We start from the raw sequence: 13755 nt of genomic DNA, 5'->3' as shown, positions 1-13755 counted from the left end.
GTTGACAGACCGACGAAGGGAATCAAGGTGTCGCAGCCGGTCCTGAGCGAGACCTCGCGGGGAATCGCCACGATCACCCTCAACTCACCGGAGCGGCGCAACGCCCTCTCCGCCGCGGTGCGGATCGGCCTCGCGCGCGCCCTGGCCGCCGCGATGGCCGACGACTCCGTGCGCGCGGTCGTGCTCACCGCCGCCGGTCCGGCCTTCTGCGCGGGAGTCGACCTGAAGGAGGTCGCGGCGGAGAGGGCGGGACGACCCGCCGACCCCGACGCGCCCACGCTCTCCGAGCTGCTGCACGGCATCGGCCAGGCACCCAAACCGGTCGTGACCGCGGTGCAGGGGCCGGCGCGGGCGGGCGGCGTCGGCATCGTCGCCGCGAGTGACATCGCGATCGCCGTGGACAGCGCCACCTTCGCGTTCACCGAGGTGCGGATCGGCGTCGTGCCCGCCGTCATCTCCGTGCCGGTGGGGCGAAGGATGCACCAGCGTCCCTTCGAGCGGTACTTCCTCACTGGTGAGGTCTTCTCCGCTCGCGAGGCGGCGGACTCCGGGCTCGTCACCGAGACCGTGCCCGACGGCGAGCTGACCGCCGCGACCGAACGCGTGGTGGATGGGCTGCGCCAAGCCGCTCCCGCGGCGCTGATGGCGACCAAGGCGGCCGTGCTGGGTGCTGATGCCGCGGCGGAGGTGGCGGCATACGAGCGGATGGGGAAGATCTCCACCGAGTTCTTCGCCTCCGAGGACGCGGCCGAGGGGCGCGCCGCGTTCCAGGAGAAGCGAGCGCCGCGTTGGGCGATGTGACCCGGACGCTGGCGCCCGACCAACCCCATCCGCCACAATGGGCCGGGTGAGCTATACCGGAGACACACAGGTCGGTGGACCGGCCGACGTGCGCGAACTGCCCCATCTCACGATCACGAAGCTCGCGGTGGGGTCGATGGACAACAACGCCTACCTCCTGCGGTGCCGAGGCACAGATGAGGCGTTGTTGATCGACGCCGCCAGCGAGGCCGATCGGATCCTGGAGCTGTTGCGGGACCGCGGTCTCAAGAGGGTCGTGACCACACACCGACACTCCGACCACTGGGGAGCACTCGCGGAGGTCGTGGGCACGACCGGGGCCAAGACCACCGCCCATCCCGTCGACGGAGGGGAACTCCCGGTCACGGTGGACGACCCGGTGGAACACGGCGACGCGGTCTGGGTCGGCGAGTGTCGCCTGGACGTCATCCACCTACGGGGCCACACCCCCGGCTCGATCGCGCTGCGCTACGACGACCCCGAGGGAGCCACCCACCTCTTCACCGGGGACTCGTTGTTCCCGGGGGGTGTGGGCAAGACGTGGAGTCCCGCCGACTTCACCTCCCTCATCGACGACGTGGAGGAGCGTCTCTTCGCCACGATGGACGACACGACGTGGGTCTATCCCGGGCACGGGAAGGACACCACCTTGGGTGTGGAACGGCCCCACCTGGCCGAATGGCGGTCCCGCGGCTGGTAGGCACGGTCCGGTCCTTCTCCCCGGGGTCGGTAGGGACACGGAGAGGAGGACCGGTGTCACCGTCGGCTCAACTGGTCCGTGGGGACGTCCAGGGGGATGCGCGCGCCGTAGTCGTCTTCGCGGCCGAAGTCGACGTTGCGCACCACGACCCGGTCGGGACTCGACTCCACGATCTCGACCTGGAACGGCTCCTCGTCCTCGTTGCGCAACATCCAGGTGTCGGCGAGGTAGCTCAGCCCGGCAGCGTCGAGCACCGATTCGGCGTCGGCGCGATCCCCGGCCTCGGCCAGGGGGTAGCCGAACAACGTCGCCGGAACGAACCGACCGTCGCCGGTCGGGATGATGTATCCGACCAGTTCGAGGTCCTCCTCCCGGAGGTGCCGAATCCAGTGGTTGGGTATCACTGCCTGTCCTCCTCATCTGTCTGACGCCCCCGGAGGCTACCGGCTCGTGGTCGGCGTATCCCAACGGTTTTCCTCGATCCGACGCGAGAGGTGAGCCGGGCCGACGCTGACGGGCCGCTGTCACTCGCGGGAGAAGACCACGAACCCCAGATGGGCGAGGTGGCGGTCCACAGCGCGGGCGGGCGGAACACCGTCGAGAAGCGAACGGTGCGTGGCCAGCATGGCGGCGGGAAGCAGCGTGTCCCGCACCGGAACGACGCTGGCGATGACGACCGCCACCCCGTGCCGAATCGCCGCCAGCGGAAGCCCCAGCGGGGTGCTTCCCGCGGGACCGCAGGCCGACAGGACGAGAACTCGGGGCGGCCGTGCCGCGAGCCAGAGATCATACCCGGTGTAGGGCCCGTCCGTGAGCAGGATCCCGCCGCCCATCCGGTGGTACCCCGCCACGCCGTGTCCCGCGACATGGACCAGGCCGCCGCGACTCATGGCGTCGCTCACCTGGGAGCACACGGCGTCCTGGCCCGTCAGCGTCCGGGCGTCCGGGCGCAGCGCGCCGAGCTTCCGGATCTCCGACGCGCTGGTCGCCGACGGTCCGGCGACCAAGGTCACCGACACGGGACCACGGTCGGACTCCCCAGGAGCGAGGGTCACGGGAGGCGGGCCGAGAACCCGAACCTCACGACCGCGCAGTCGCGGCAGCATCCCCCAGGGGACTTGCCACAGGGCCCCATGCGGTGCGATCGTCACCGGGCCGCGCTCCGGTAGGGAGAGGGCCGTGGGGAGGACCGCCTCGGCGAGCGGCCACAGGGCCTCACCCCGTGGACCCGTACGCGCTTCGGTGCCGCGCCAAACGGCCGAACGCACGCCGGCGACGGTCGCTCGGACCTGCGTCACCGTCCCGATCCGGCGGGTGGACGACGTGCCGTGCGCGGTCACCTCGGCGACGACATCGCCCCCGACCTCTCGGAACCGGACCGTCGGGACGACACGGTTCGGGGGTGCGGGAACGGACACGTGACCTTCGGCGCTGGCCCGGTATCCGTCATGGATCCTTCGGGCGAGCACGGCGAGCTCGGAGCGAAGAGTCGGCGACGCCGACCGTTGTCCGTTGTTCGCGTGCGCGAGCAGCCACGTTCGACGAAAGCGCGCGAGGAGGGTGCGCACCGTCGGGCGCATCGCTGGGGCGCGGCTGGGTGAGAGGAGGATCGGCCGACCGCCCGGCGCGACGGACCGGGCCTGACGTTCGACGTGGGCGCCAACCCAGGGGCCGGGACCGGGAAGCGCGCGCAGCCGACGGACGTAGTCCAACGCCGACGTCGTGTCCCGGCGTCGCACCGCGTCCTGTGCCCGCGCCCACAGCCTGGTGACCCGACGACCGTGTGGGGTTGGGGGCAGATGCCCCGCGACGACCGACTCTGCTTCGGCGGACAGGCCGGCATCGGAGAGCACGCCCGCGCGTTCGAACGCGAGGTCGGCCGCGCGTTCGCCTCGCAGCCACGGGACCGCCGCGTCCATCGCCGTGAGCGCCGCGGCGGGATCCCCGGTCCGGGCGGCCAGTCGTGCCGCGCACTGACGGACCAACGCGCCGAGATAGTGCAGTGCCCCGGCCTCGGCTACGGCCAGTGCGCGCTCGAGCTGGTCGGAGGCGTCCGCGAGGGCTCCCGCGGTGAGCTGGGCTTCGCCCTGACCGAGCAGCGCGGCCACCTGAACCTGGGGGTCGGCGCTTCGCAGCAGGACGGCGGTGAACGAGTGCCTCGCGTCGACCAACGCGCCGAGCTGGGTCTGGCGCACGCCCTGTCGGAGCAGACCGTGCGTGCCCAGGGCGTCGCGGAAAGCGCGAGAGGATCCCCGAGGGTGGTGCAGGGCCATCAGCCCATCGATCCCTCCTCGGGCGAGCTCCGCTTCGCCCCGGTCACCGGCGCCGTCCGCCTCGAACCACGCGCGCCGCAGCAGGAGGCGGGCCTTTCGGGTGTCGCCGTACTCACGGTGGACGAGCGCGAGCGCCCGTAACGCGGCGGCGCGAACCGCCGGCCGGTCGTGCTCCGCCAGGACACGCGTGGCGACGGAACGAGCACGCGTCGGGTCGTGTCCAACGAGTTCGACGGCGTGGGTCCCCGGATGGTCGTCCGCCGTCACAGCACCGTCCAGGTGGTCGCTATCGGGGGCATCGGTGGGGGGAAGTGGCAGAGGAGGCGTAGCGGTCCTGGAGCGACCTTCGTCGTGAAGGTGTGTTGGGCGGTGATGGATACGGGGGTGTCCCCGGAAGGCCGGGCGACGCGTAGCTCGGCCACCCCACCGGTGGAGAGCTGGCCGTTGAGCCGCAGCAGTCCGTCGTGCGGACTGACTTCGAGCCGGATGGTGAGGTCTTCGTGGTGGAACTCCAGGAATCGTGCGCCAAGGTCGGCCCCCGGCGAGACGCGGTGTCGACCGTCGGTGTCGAGGACGGAGTCCGACGTGAGGTCCGCCACGGCGGAGACCTCCCGCGAGCGGTGAGAGAAGGCGGCCTGAGCGTCGGAGAGAACCCGCTCCGGTACCGGGTCACCCCGCTGGAGTGCCACGCGGAGCAGACGCAGCAGGTCGGAGTCCCGCTGGCTCATGGTGTGGTCCTTCCTCGAGGTGATCGGGAGAGGGCGTCGAGGCGTCTGCGAAATGATCGGAGGCACCGGCGGCGGGCCTTGGGCAGGTCGCCGACAGGCACTCCGGTCACCGCCGCGAGGGTCTCGGGTTCGGGGACCGGGTCGTGGGCCTGGAGGCGCAGCAGCAGGCCGCAGGGCACGGGCAGCCGGCGCAGCACCCGCAGCACCAGCCGGGTCCGTTCCCGTTCGTGTGCCTCCTCGTCGGCCGCCCGCACCCAGCCGTCCTGCGCTGGCTCGGCGACCGGACGCACCCGACGGTTGGCGAGCCGCAGCCGGCGACACTCGTGGCGCGCCGTGGTCAACAACCAGGCTCGAACGCTGTCCGGCTCGCGCAGATGGTCGATGTGTTCCACGAGCCTCAACCAGACGGTCTGCTCGACGTCGCTCGCGTCGTGGGCGTTGAGTCCCTCGGCGCGGGCCATCGTCCAGATCAGTCCACCGAACCGTCGTGTCAGTTCGCGCCATGCGGCGTCGCGCCCCGTCGACGCGGCGTTGACCAGGCCTGATACGTCCCCAGTGTTCCCCACTGCGCCCTCCGCGTCGCGTCACACAGATTGCCCCGCACAGTAACGGTTCCCGCGGCTCTCTGTGATCTATCCCGAGCAATTCGCCGTTCCGCGCTCTGGTGCGTCTGGTGCCGGTGGGGCACAATGGTGAAGGCAGTATCCAGGTGTCCAGCCACCTGGCAACGGGACAGCACCTCCATGCTTACGAGGGCGTCGGGGAAGCGCACTCGTCCGTAACGGGAGGTTCGGTGTCCGCTCGTGGCGTCCTGTACGTCCACTCCGCGCCCGCGGCGCTGTGCCCACATGTCGAGTGGGCGGTCACGGGCGTCGTTGGCGTCCCTGTGAAACTTGACTGGGACCCGCAGCCCGCAGTGCCGGGTGCTTACCGTGCCGAGCTCAACTGGCAGGGTCTGCCCGGAACCTCGGGTCGCGTCGCATCCGCCCTCAACGGGTGGCAGCGACTGCGCTTCGAGGTGACCGAGGAGGCGACTCCCGGCTGTGACGGCGTGCGGTACAGCTACACCCCGACCCTCGGCATGTACTCGGCGACGACGGGGGCATCGGGAGATGTCGTCGTCACCGAGGCCCGCCTCCGCGCGGCGATGCGCCGTTCCGGGGACGAACATCCCCTGGCGGAACAACTGGAGCACCTTCTGGGGCGGGACTGGGACGAGGAACTCGAGCCCTTCCGCCGTGCCGGGGACGGCGCACCGGTGCGGTGGCTCAACGCCGTCGGATGAGTCCGTCGCGTGACCGGTCTCCCGCGCCGGGATGACGTGCGATCGGTGGCACCGTTCGTGCCACCAGGGCACCATTTGCCCGGTGTGCCCTCGACCCGTGACCTGCTCGACGGGACGATACTCCGCCCCGGTGCCTCGCCGGGGCGCTGGACCCGTCGCCGGAGACGGGACGACCTGGAGTCCGTCCTAGACGCCGTCGTGGCCGGGGGCGACATCCGCTGGATGGACGTCGGTCGTCACGCCGAGATCCGGATCCGCGGGGGAGTCTCCGGGCGGACTGACCGTGGTCGTGGCGGACGCCGGCGTCAGGTGTGTCCGTCCACGTTCCGGTACGGCTGTCGGACGATGGGGTCGGCGAGCGGCGGGCGCTTTCGCGTGACGGCCGCGAAGTCTACCCTCGTATGGCCGGGAGGCGACGAGCGGCAGCCACGAGGGGGTGACCTGACGTCGCCTCCGACGCCACGTTCACGCGATCGCGTCCGGTTCGGTGGACCCAGGGGAGACCTCGCCGCGCATGACGGTCGACCTCACCCCCACCAGCCGTCGCCCTTCTTGGTGTCGCCGGTGTCGCCGGTGTCGTCTTCGTCCTCGTCTTCCTCGTCCTCGTCGTCCTTGCCCTCTTCGTCCGGCCAGAACAGGCCGGCGATGAGGATGACGCCCCAGATGGCGAGAGGTATCGCCGGCCAGAAATAGTTGAAGCTGCCGGAGAGAACGCTGGTGACGCCCCAGATGCCGACCATGATGACGGCGCCGCCGGCCCAGGTGCGCCACTCGTTGAGGTACTCACGCCACCCGGAGTCGTCCTTCTTCTTCGCGGGTGCGCTCTCGGTGGTGGACCGCTCGACCGGAAGGTCGGCGGTGAGGGGGACGAGCTCGCCACGGGTGCGCGCGCTCATGGCCTCGGTCAGGCGTTGCTCGTACTCCTCCAGCCCGAGGCGTCCTTCGGAGAGGGCGGTGGCGAGGAGCTTCGCCGTGGCGTCCCGTTCGGCGTCGGACGCACGCAGAGCATCGGAGCGCGACTGTCTGTGTGCTGGATCCGTGGCCACGGCACACCCCCTGTCACTCGTTGCCGGTTCCCAGGCCCTGTCCACTAGCTTAGACGTGGCCGCCGCAGCCGTGGATCCCGTGGGTTGGTGGTATTCGACTGGTATGCCCACTCCTCCGGGCGGTCAACGCCACGAAGCCGGTTCGTGGTGTGCTACGGGCCGGTGGTGGGGATCACAGGAGGCCACGCGTCGCGAGGTCCTGGGTGAGTGCGTCGAGTCCGGTGAAGTGGTGGGTCCGGATACCCCGGCGGTCCGCCGCCAGGATGTTCTCCTCCCGGTCGTCCACGAACAGCGCGTGTTCCGCCGGAATGGCGAGCTCCCTCATCACGTGGTCGTAGATAAGGGGATCGGGCTTGGCGAGACCGAGCTCGCCGCTGAAGAAGAGGGTGTGGAATCCGCTGAGGGCCGGGCTGTGCCGGAGCGCCGCCGCGAGGTCCCGCGGCGCGTTGGAGAGCAGCACCAGCGGCGTCTCGCGCGCGGTCAGGGTGTCCAGCAGTTCCACGCCTCGAGGGTCGAGGTCCAGCCAACCCCCGAGATCAGCGGCCCAAAGGCTCTGTAGTTGCGCCGGCGTCCACTCCGTGCCGACCTCCGCCGCCACCGCGCGCCAGTACTCCGTCGCCGGTTGTCCCTCGTCGTAGGGACGGCGCAGCGACCAGTAGGCCGCCCAGAAATCCGCCGCGCCCACACCACTTATGTCCTCCATGTGCCGCTTCGTCGTCGAGGACTGCGGTCGGGAGAGGACCTCTCCGTAGTCGAAGATGATGGTGGTGCTGGCGGCGGGCGCGTCCTGGTCAACACTCATTGGTCTCTCCCCGGTGGAACGGCAGAGCGTGCCCGTACCGACACGGCGTGAGGGCACGGGCACGCCAGGATACGCAAAGGTTAGAGCTGTTCGTAGATCGGGGTGATCAGTGCGCGGCCGATCGAGCGGAAGAACAGGTTGAAGCCCAGGAAGGCCGGCGTCGCGCTGTCGTCGATACCCAGTGACTCGACGTCCAACGCGTGCACCACGAACATGTAGCGATGGGGCCCGTGCCCGGGCGGCGGCGCGGCGCCGATGAACCGCTTGCTCCCCGCGTCGTTGCGCAGCGTGATGGCGGCGGCGGGAAGCCCACTGTTCGGCTCTCCACTGCCGGCACCCGCCGGAAGCTCGGTCGTGTCGATGGGGATGTCGCAGACCGCCCAGTGCCAGAAGCCGCTGGCCGTCGGTGCGTCCGGGTCGAAACACGTCACGGCGAAACCGCGGGTCGCCTCGGGGAACCCACTCCAGGCCAGGTGCGGGGAGACGTCCTCACCCCCCGCGCCCATGATGCCGCTGACCTGGGCATTGGGCAAGATCTGGCCAGTGACGACGGAGTCGCTGGACACGGTGAACGAGGCCACGCTGGGCAGGAAGTCGTACGGTGAGGGCGGAACGGCCATGAGCGCCTCCCGGAGTAGCGATGGGACAGGACGTCCCACGATAGAGGGCCAGCCCGGGTGGTCGCGGTGAACCGCGCCCGGTGGCGGAGGCTCTGGCACACTGGCGCCCATGAACGTCACCCTGCACCACGGCGATATCACCCGGCAGTACGCCGACGTAATCGTGAACGCCGCCAACTCCACGCTGCTGGGTGGCGGAGGGGTGGACGGCGCGATCCACCGGGCCGGGGGACCCAGGATCCTGGCGGAGTGCCGCGACCTGCGGAACCGGCGGTTCCAGGCCGGACTTCCGACCGGAGAGGCGGCGGTCACGACCGCGGGTGACCTCAACGCCCGATGGGTGATCCACACCGTGGGCCCAGTCCACTCCCCGACGGAGGACCGGTCCGGCCAGCTACTGTCCTGCTATACGTCTGCCCTCCGCCTCGCCGACGAACTCGGTGCGGGCAGTATCGCCTTCCCGGCCATCTCCACCGGCGTGTATCGGTGGCCGATGGACGACGCGGCGCGGCTGGCCACCGCGGCGGTGCGATTCACCCCCGCAAGTGTCACCGATCGACGTTTCGTTCTGTTCGACGAGGACGCGCTCGCGGTGTTCGGGGACGCACTGCGGGGAACCGGTCCCGACGACGCCACGATCGCCGCTGGCCTGGCCGCCCAGCCGGTTCATCGGTGGCGCCGGCTGTTCGAGGTCGCGGGTGACGACGAGCCCAAGGACCTCGAACGGGGCGACGAGATCCTCGCGCTCGTGGGTGCCTTGGTGAAGGACCTGGTGTTCGACTGGAGGAGCTGGATCCGCGTGACACCGTGGGTCCCGTCCGGTCCCGACCTCGACGACGCTCCCGTGGCGGACGCGGCCCGCCTCGCCGTCGCGTTCGTCCAAAGGCGACGGTTCGACGACGCGGCGTTGAGGGAGTGTGTGCGCGGCGGGGCGTTGCGGGCGATCGTGACGCGGCTGCGGCGCTGGTTCGAGGGGGAACGCGGCGCGTCGGCGCGGTGAGGCGTGACGGTTGTCCCGCCGGCGGAACGCCGGGTGTGCGGGTTCGACGTCAGCGGGGGACGCGTCGGATCATCGGGAGGTGGGCGATGCCGTCCTCGAGGAACTCCGGGCCGTCGGGGGTGAATCCGTGCCACTCGTACAGTCCCGTCGCGTGGGTCTGTGCCGCGAGCCGAACGACCTCTCCGGGAAGCTCGTCGAGGGCGGCGACGAGGAGACGGGCCGCGAGGCCACGGCCGCGTGCGGCGGGAGCGGTGACCACCCGCCCGATGCGCGCTCCCTCGGGCTCCCTCAGCACCCGGAGATAGGCCAGCGGCGCCCCGTCAGCGTCGCCGAGCCACACGTGGCGGGTCGTGGGGTCGGTGTCACGGCCGTCGAGCTCGGGGTAGGCACACTCCTGTTCGACCACGAACACGTCCACGCGTAGCCGCAGCAGGGCGTAGAGCGTGGGGGCGTCGAGGTCGGCGAAGCGGGCCGTGCGGGGGATGAGCGGCGATGACGAGGGCACGCCCCGAGCCTATTTCGACGGCCGCCTCCCCCTGGACCCCGGCGGCCGGGAGTCGTACATTACCCAGGTCATTCCGCCCGATCATGGGCCTGGCAATTCTCCCCTCAGGATGGACCATGCGCCGCTTCGGAAATCTCCTCGCCTCCTTCAGCACCCGGTGGATCCCTGACGCCTTCGTCTTCGCAGTGATCCTGTCCATCGCGGTGTACCTCCTCGGTCTCTTCCTGACCGACCACGGCCCGCTACGGCTCATCGACGATTGGTACACGGGGTTCTGGGGGCTGCTGGAGTTCGGAATGCAGATGACCCTGGTGCTGGTGACCGGGTACGCGCTCGCCTCGTCGCCGCCCGCGCACCGGGCGATCTCCTGGGTGGCCTCGCTGCCGCGCGGTCCGCTCTCGGCGTGTGGGCTGACCGCGCTCGGTGCGGCGCTGCTGGGGATGGTGCACTGGGGTCTCGGGCTGATCGCCGGTGCGCTGCTGGCCGTGGAGGTCGCGCGCTCCTGCCGGAGTCGCGGTATTCGGGTCCACTTCCCGTTGCTGGCCGCGGCCGGCTACACCGGATTGATGGTCTGGCACAGCGGACTGTCCGGATCGGCGCCGTTGTTGGTCAACACGCCCGGACACTTCTTGGAGGACCAGATCGGGGTCGTCTCCCTGAGTGAGACGATCTTCCAGCCGTTCAACCTCGTCTTCCTCGCGGCCATGCTGATCGGCGCGCCCTTGCTGCTCATGAGCATGCACCCCAAGGCCAACGAGGTCGAGGAGATCGGGGAGTCGGACGGAGAAGCCGACGCGCCGTCGTCGGGGGGAGCCGTTCGGGTCGTGACCACGGCGCTTTCACCGGCACAACGACTCATGCACAGTCGGATCCTCGTTTGGGTCGTGGTGGCGGCGGGGTTGGTCTATCTGGTTCCGTCGTTGGTGGTCGACGGAGTGGTGGGCATGGACATCAACCTCCTGAACTTCACCTTCCTCATGGCCGGCCTCGGTCTGCACGGGACCCTCGCCGGTTACTCCACCGCGGCGGCCGAGGGCGCGAAGAACGCGGCCGCCGTCATCGTCCAGTTCCCCTTCTACGCCGGGATCATGGGCATCATGGAGCACTCCGGTCTGCTGGGGATCATCTCCGAGCGGTTCGTCTCGTTCTCCACCGAGTTCACCTATCCCTTCTGGGCGTTGATCAGCGCGTGCCTGGTGAACCTCGCGGTGCCCTCCGGTGGCGGGCAGTGGGCCGTGCAGGGGCCGATCGTCATCGGCGCGACGGAGGCTCTCGGCATCGATCCGGGGGTGGGAGTTATGGCGGTGGGTATGGGGGACCAGCTCACGAACGGCATCCAACCCTTCTGGGCCCTGCCCCTGTTGGCCCTGACCCGCCTGCGCGCCGGGAAGGTCCTGGGCTACAGCGCCGTGGTGATGGTCTTCGCCATCATCGTGGCGTCCCTGTCCATCACCTTCCTGAGCTGAGGGGGCCGGGTGGGCGCGGTTCCGGCGGGGTGTGAGCGCCCACCTCACCAGAAAGGGCCGGTGCCCACCGCGAGTCGTTTCCGAGTGTGGGCGAGGTGCTCCTCGTCGAAGGTGACCTCGGGGTCGGCCTCCAACAGGCTCGTCGCCAGAGCCGCGAGTCCGAGTCCGGGGTTGGACCACTCGGCGGTGCGGCGTGCGCCGAAGGGCGCGGCGTCCACGCGGTCGGTGCCGATGTGGGGCGTCGAGGCGGCCATCACCACGAGCCCCCGCATCAACGCGGTGCCCAGTTCGGCGAGTGTGGTGTAGGTGGCACCGGTCTCGGGGCGGAGTCTGACGCCGACGATGTCCATGACCGCGGCGTGGAACGTCGCCACGCCGTCGATGAGTCGTCGCTGCGACTGCCCGAGTGCGCCACGCACCTCCTCTCGGAAGTCACCCGCTGGCAGGCTGAGGAACGTCGCGTGCAGCGCGATGTAGGTGCGCCACTGGGGCGATCCGAGGAACGTGCCGAACTCGTCGCGCGCTCCGTTGCGGAGGATCTCGCCGATCAGCGACACGCGTCCGTCGGGGGTCCGCAACCAGTCCAGGTGGTCCAGGATCGTGCGACGCACCGCGTCGGTCGCCGCCGGGTTCATCGCCCCGATGTCCGGGGTGTCCCCGCGCGCGAGCTCCTTGACGAGTTCACGGAAGAACGACTCCTTGTGTGGCCAGCGCCGGTAGACCGCGCTGCGTGAGACGCCCGCGACGCGAATCACGTCCTCGAAGCTGATGTGGTCCAGGCTCACCGTGAGCCCGTTCTCGTGCACCATCGCCATCGCGGACCGCAGCATGCGCTGCTCCGTCTCCTGGTCCGACAGTCGGCGTCGTGCGCGCGTCAGACCACTGTCCGGGGCTTCGCCACCCTGCATTTCCTGACCTTCCTGAGGGATGTACAGTTGGGACCAAGGATCTAAAACTTGGAATATCGTGTCTCAAACAGGATATCACGAACCGCTGACCAGGAGGAACCGTGTCCTGTGTCTGCGGGTAGTACCCCTGTGTGGCCGAGGGCACGCAGGGGGTGGCGCCCGTCGAGGGCGCACCCCGGGTCGGGGGCCGATCGGGGAGTGGGACCAGCGTTCGTACTGGAACGTGATCACGGAGGGGCAGGGGACGAGATGCACGAGCACGCGATCGATCCACGCGAGGTCGCCGAGTCGGAACTGGCGACCCGGCAGGCCGTGTATCGCGCGGTGGCGTTTCGGGATCCGCTGGACGGCCAGGAGCATCTCGCGCTCGTCCTCGGGGAGGTGGACGGGGTGGAGGACGTCGCGGTCCGTGTGCACTCGGAGTGCCTCACGGGTGACGTCTTCGGTGCCTTGCGCTGCGAGTGTGGGGAGCAGTTGCGGGCCGCGCTGGACGCCATCGTCGACGCGGGGCGGGGCGTCGTCGTGTACCTGCGTGGGCACGAGGGGCGCGGCATCGGTCTGCTGGCGAAGGTGCGCACGCACACGCTGCAGGACGGGCTCGGCCTGGACACGGTTGACTCGGCGACGGCGCTGGACCTGCCGGTCGACACTCGTGACTACGGACCGGCGGCCCGTGCGCTCAGTTACCTGGGGGTGAGGTCCGTGCGGCTGATGTCCAACAACCCCGACAAGGTCGCCGCGCTCACCCGGTACGGCACCAGGGTGGCCGGGCGAATGCCCCTGTTGGTGCCCGTGCACGACCGCAACATCGGCTACCTGACCGCCAAGCGGGACCGGCTCGGTCACGACCTGCCCCACCTGAACGGTGTTCCGGTGCCGCACCTGGGCGACGGCGCGTCGGCGCGGAACGCGGGGCGACGCCATGGGTGACCGGATGCCCCGGACCGTCGTGACCGGGCGACCACTGTGGCACAGCGTCGCCGGTGCGGCGTGGCTGACGCTCGTCCTCGTCCTCGTGTTCTGGGCGACCCTCGGCGTCGGTCTGGCCGGATGGCTCACCGGTCTGACCTACGCGCTCGTGGGCGCACCACTGCTGTGGGCCGTACTGCGGCGGTACGACCCCGGGCCCGCCACCGGGGCGGACCGAGTGACCCTCACCCGCGCGGTGTTGGTCGGGGGGATAGCGGTCCTCGTGGCGGACGGCGCCGCGGGCGTGGTCGACGTGACCCTCCTCGTCGCCCTGGCGGCCACCGCGTTGTCGTTGGACGCTGTGGACGGCGCGCTGGCCCGGCGGACCGGGGCGGTGTCGGAACGGGGCGCGCGGTTCGACATGGAGATCGACGCGCTGCTGATCCTGGTGTTGAGCGTGCACGTCGCGCAGGCGTACGGGTGGTGGGTGCTCGCGATCGGCGGCATGCGCTACGTGTTCGCGGCGGCGTCGGCGTGGTGGCCGTGGCTGGGGGGCGCCCTACCCCCGAGCCAGGCCCGGAAGACGGTCGCCGTCGCCCAGGGCGTCGCCCTGGTCGTGGTGAGCTCCACGCTGTTCCCCGGACCCGTCGCGGTCGGTGTCCTGGCGGTGGCGCTATGCGCGCTGACCTGGTCGTTCGCTCGGGACGTCCAT

At 70.3% G+C, this 13755-nt stretch carries 15 protein-coding genes and 1 pseudogene; 7 read left to right on the top strand and 9 right to left on the bottom strand.

Annotation, left to right across the window (positions count from 1 at the left end; all coding sequences use genetic code 11):
• The first annotated feature begins 27 nt into the window (after window positions 1–27).
• Both J4H86_RS07295 and J4H86_RS07290 read left to right on the top strand, forming a co-directional pair.
• Window positions 28–801 carry an enoyl-CoA hydratase-related protein gene (locus tag J4H86_RS07295; protein ID WP_236542747.1) on the top strand — a complete coding sequence of 258 codons (774 nt, stop codon included), beginning with the start codon at window positions 28–30 and terminating at the stop codon, window positions 799–801.
• A gap of 46 nt (window positions 802–847) precedes the next feature.
• Window positions 848–1501 (top strand): MBL fold metallo-hydrolase, encoded by a 654-nt coding sequence (locus J4H86_RS07290; RefSeq protein WP_236542746.1) that lies wholly within the window; start codon window positions 848–850, stop codon window positions 1499–1501.
• 56 nt (window positions 1502–1557) lie between these two features.
• Here J4H86_RS07290 and J4H86_RS07285 read toward each other — a convergent pair whose 3' ends face one another.
• The 4 genes from J4H86_RS07285 to J4H86_RS07270 form a co-directional block, all read right to left on the bottom strand.
• On the bottom strand, window positions 1558–1905 hold the full coding sequence (locus J4H86_RS07285; RefSeq protein WP_236542745.1) for a hypothetical protein: 348 nt from the start codon (window positions 1903–1905) through the stop codon (window positions 1558–1560).
• A 120-nt stretch (window positions 1906–2025) separates the two neighbouring features.
• The gene (locus tag J4H86_RS07280; protein WP_236542744.1) at window positions 2026–4041 is read right to left on the bottom strand and encodes a CHAT domain-containing protein; all 2016 of its coding nucleotides are present in this window, start codon (window positions 4039–4041) and stop codon (window positions 2026–2028) included.
• Window positions 4038–4502: a hypothetical protein gene (locus J4H86_RS07275; protein ID WP_236542743.1), complete on the bottom strand. Its 465-nt coding sequence runs from the start codon at window positions 4500–4502 to the stop codon at window positions 4038–4040. The genes J4H86_RS07280 and J4H86_RS07275 overlap by 4 nt, the downstream gene beginning before the upstream one ends.
• Window positions 4499–5068: an RNA polymerase sigma factor gene (locus J4H86_RS07270; RefSeq protein WP_236542742.1), complete on the bottom strand. Its 570-nt coding sequence runs from the start codon at window positions 5066–5068 to the stop codon at window positions 4499–4501. Before J4H86_RS07270 ends, J4H86_RS07275 begins: the two co-directional genes overlap by 4 nt.
• A gap of 227 nt (window positions 5069–5295) precedes the next feature.
• On the opposite strand from J4H86_RS07270, the gene J4H86_RS07265 reads away from it, so the two are divergent.
• A complete protein-coding gene (locus tag J4H86_RS07265; protein ID WP_236542741.1) occupies window positions 5296–5787 on the top strand; it encodes a DUF3145 domain-containing protein in 492 nt (163 codons plus the stop codon).
• Between the two features lie 527 nt (window positions 5788–6314).
• On the opposite strand, the gene J4H86_RS07260 is transcribed toward J4H86_RS07265, so the two are convergent.
• The 3 genes from J4H86_RS07260 to J4H86_RS07250 all read right to left on the bottom strand — a co-directional run bounded on the left by J4H86_RS07260 (window position 6315) and on the right by J4H86_RS07250 (window position 8255).
• On the bottom strand, window positions 6315–6833 hold the full coding sequence (locus tag J4H86_RS07260) for a DUF1707 SHOCT-like domain-containing protein (RefSeq protein ID WP_236542740.1): 519 nt from the start codon (window positions 6831–6833) through the stop codon (window positions 6315–6317).
• 172 nt (window positions 6834–7005) lie between these two features.
• Window positions 7006–7692 (bottom strand): HAD family hydrolase, encoded by a 687-nt coding sequence (locus J4H86_RS07255; protein ID WP_330932499.1) that lies wholly within the window; start codon window positions 7690–7692, stop codon window positions 7006–7008.
• A 23-nt stretch (window positions 7693–7715) separates the two neighbouring features.
• A complete protein-coding gene (locus J4H86_RS07250; protein ID WP_236542738.1) occupies window positions 7716–8255 on the bottom strand; it encodes a YbhB/YbcL family Raf kinase inhibitor-like protein in 540 nt (179 codons plus the stop codon).
• 109 nt (window positions 8256–8364) lie between these two features.
• Here J4H86_RS07250 and J4H86_RS27390 point away from each other — a divergent pair, with 109 nt between their 5' ends.
• The gene (locus J4H86_RS27390; protein ID WP_330932498.1) at window positions 8365–9255 is read left to right on the top strand and encodes an O-acetyl-ADP-ribose deacetylase; all 891 of its coding nucleotides are present in this window, start codon (window positions 8365–8367) and stop codon (window positions 9253–9255) included.
• A gap of 49 nt (window positions 9256–9304) precedes the next feature.
• Here J4H86_RS27390 and J4H86_RS07235 read toward each other — a convergent pair whose 3' ends face one another.
• Window positions 9305–9760 (bottom strand): GNAT family N-acetyltransferase, encoded by a 456-nt coding sequence (locus J4H86_RS07235; RefSeq protein WP_236542737.1) that lies wholly within the window; start codon window positions 9758–9760, stop codon window positions 9305–9307.
• Between the two features lie 116 nt (window positions 9761–9876).
• On the opposite strand from J4H86_RS07235, the gene J4H86_RS07230 reads away from it, so the two are divergent.
• The gene (locus J4H86_RS07230; protein WP_236542736.1) at window positions 9877–11226 is read left to right on the top strand and encodes a short-chain fatty acid transporter; all 1350 of its coding nucleotides are present in this window, start codon (window positions 9877–9879) and stop codon (window positions 11224–11226) included.
• Between the two features lie 44 nt (window positions 11227–11270).
• On the opposite strand, the gene J4H86_RS07225 is transcribed toward J4H86_RS07230, so the two are convergent.
• The gene (locus J4H86_RS07225) at window positions 11271–12134 is read right to left on the bottom strand and encodes a TetR/AcrR family transcriptional regulator (RefSeq protein WP_236542735.1); all 864 of its coding nucleotides are present in this window, start codon (window positions 12132–12134) and stop codon (window positions 11271–11273) included.
• A 249-nt stretch (window positions 12135–12383) separates the two neighbouring features.
• On the opposite strand from J4H86_RS07225, the gene J4H86_RS07220 reads away from it, so the two are divergent.
• A complete protein-coding gene (locus J4H86_RS07220; protein ID WP_236542734.1) occupies window positions 12384–13064 on the top strand; it encodes a GTP cyclohydrolase II in 681 nt (226 codons plus the stop codon).
• A pseudogene (locus J4H86_RS27385) lies at window positions 13057–13704 on the top strand (CDP-alcohol phosphatidyltransferase family protein); the annotation flags it as partial. The gene J4H86_RS07220 and the pseudogene J4H86_RS27385, both read left to right, overlap by 8 nt.
• Window positions 13705–13755: the final 51 nt, after the last annotated feature.

It is taken from the genome of Spiractinospora alimapuensis (genome assembly GCF_018437505.1).
GTDB classification, from domain to species: Bacteria; Actinomycetota; Actinomycetes; order Streptosporangiales; family Streptosporangiaceae; genus Spiractinospora; species Spiractinospora alimapuensis.
This window is presented reverse-complemented; position numbering and strand designations above follow the sequence as displayed.

What these genes read in the sequence shown, in the direction of transcription:
- J4H86_RS07230 (WP_236542736.1), top strand. Translation starts at nt 9,877, where the DNA reads ATGCGCCGCTTCGGAAATCTCCTCGCCTCCTTCAGCACCCGGTGGATC.
- J4H86_RS07225 (WP_236542735.1), bottom strand. Translation starts at nt 12,134, where the DNA reads ATGCAGGGTGGCGAAGCCCCGGACAGTGGTCTGACGCGCGCACGACGC.
- J4H86_RS27390 (WP_330932498.1), top strand. Translation starts at nt 8,365, where the DNA reads ATGAACGTCACCCTGCACCACGGCGATATCACCCGGCAGTACGCCGAC.
- J4H86_RS07220 (WP_236542734.1), top strand. Translation starts at nt 12,384, where the DNA reads ATGCACGAGCACGCGATCGATCCACGCGAGGTCGCCGAGTCGGAACTG.
- J4H86_RS07250 (WP_236542738.1), bottom strand. Translation starts at nt 8,255, where the DNA reads ATGGCCGTTCCGCCCTCACCGTACGACTTCCTGCCCAGCGTGGCCTCG.
- J4H86_RS07275 (WP_236542743.1), bottom strand. Translation starts at nt 4,502, where the DNA reads ATGAGCCAGCGGGACTCCGACCTGCTGCGTCTGCTCCGCGTGGCACTC.